Raw genomic sequence first — 1,949 nt, forward strand, 5'->3', positions numbered from 1 at the left:
AGTCTCCCACCTATCCTACACATGTAGGTTCAATGTTCAGTGCCAAGCTGTAGTAAAGGTTCACGGGGTCTTTCCGTCTAGCCGCGGGTACACTGCATCTTCACAGCGATTTCAATTTCACTGAGTCTCGGGTGGAGACAGCGTGGCCATCATTACGCCATTCGTGCAGGTCGGAACTTACCCGACAAGGAATTTCGCTACCTTAGGACCGTTATAGTTACGGCCGCCGTTTACCGGGGCTTCGATCAAGAGCTTCGACCGAAGTCTAACCCCATCAATTAACCTTCCGGCACCGGGCAGGCGTCACACCGTATACGTCATCTTACGATTTTGCACAGTGCTGTGTTTTTAATAAACAGTTGCAGCCACCTGGTATCTGCGACTCTCGTCTGCTCCATCCGCAAGGGACTTCACTGATAAGAGCGTACCTTCTCCCGAAGTTACGGTACCATTTTGCCTAGTTCCTTCACCCGAGTTCTCTCAAGCGCCTTGGTATTCTCTACCCGACCACCTGTGTCGGTTTGGGGTACGATTCCTTACAATCTGAAGCTTAGAGGCTTTTCCTGGAAGCATGGCATCAATGACTTCACTACCGTAGTAGCTCGACATCGTATCTCAGCGTTATGAAGAACCGGATTTACCTAATTCTTCCGCCTACGTACTTGAACCTGGACAACCGTCGCCAGGCCCACCTAGCCTTCTCCGTCCCCCCATCGCAATTGTAAGAAGTACGGGAATATTAACCCGTTTCCCATCGACTACGCCTTTCGGCCTCGCCTTAGGGGTCGACTTACCCTGCCCCGATTAACGTTGGACAGGAACCCTTGGTCTTCCGGCGAGGGAGTTTTTCACTCCCTTTATCGTTACTCATGTCAGCATTCGCACTTCTGATACCTCCAGCAGCCCTTACAGACCACCTTCAACGGCTTACAGAACGCTCCCCTACCCCACATACCCTAAGGTACGTAGCCGCAGCTTCGGTGTATAGCTTAGCCCCGTTACATCTTCCGCGCAGGCCGACTCGACCAGTGAGCTATTACGCTTTCTTTAAATGATGGCTGCTTCTAAGCCAACATCCTGGCTGTCTGAGCCTTCCCACATCGTTTCCCACTTAGCTATACTTTGGGACCTTAGCTGGCGGTCTGGGTTGTTTCCCTCTCCACGACGGACGTTAGCACCCGCCGTGTGTCTCCCGGATAGTACTTACTGGTATTCGGAGTTTGCAAAGGGTTGGTAAGTCGGGATGACCCCCTAGCCTTAACAGTGCTCTACCCCCAGTAGTATTCGTCCGAGGCGCTACCTAAATAGCTTTCGGGGAGAACCAGCTATCTCCAGGTTTGATTGGCCTTTCACCCCTAGCCACAAGTCATCCGCTAATTTTTCAACATTAGTCGGTTCGGTCCTCCAGTTGATGTTACTCAACCTTCAACCTGCCCATGGCTAGATCACCTGGTTTCGGGTCTATATCCAGAGACTGAACGCCCAGTTAAGACTCGGTTTCCCTACGGCTCCCCTAAACGGTTAACCTTGCCACTGAATATAAGTCGCTGACCCATTATACAAAAGGTACGCAGTCACACCACGAAGGTGCTCCTACTGCTTGTACGTACACGGTTTCAGGTTCTATTTCACTCCCCTCACAGGGGTTCTTTTCGCCTTTCCCTCACGGTACTGGTTCACTATCGGTCAGTCAGTAGTATTTAGCCTTGGAGGATGGTCCCCCCATATTCAGACAGGATATCACGTGTCCCGCCCTACTCGATTTCACTGATTATGATGTGTCGGTTACGGGGCTATCACCCTTTATTGCGAGACTTTCCAGACTCTTCACCTGCATCATTAAAAGCTTAAGGGCTAATCCAATTTCGCTCGCCGCTACTTTCGGAATCTCGGTTGATTTCTCTTCCTCGGGGTACTTAGATGTTTCAGTTCCCCCGGTTTGCCTCCTG

At 51.1% G+C, this 1,949-nt stretch carries 1 rRNA gene; it reads right to left on the reverse strand.

Annotation, left to right across the window (positions count from 1 at the left end):
• Positions 1-1,949, reverse strand: a 23S ribosomal RNA gene (locus ACHUFI_RS22360); the annotation flags it as partial.

The organism is Vibrio profundi (assembly GCF_043642225.1).
GTDB classification, from domain to species: Bacteria; Pseudomonadota; Gammaproteobacteria; order Enterobacterales; family Vibrionaceae; genus Vibrio; species Vibrio profundi_A.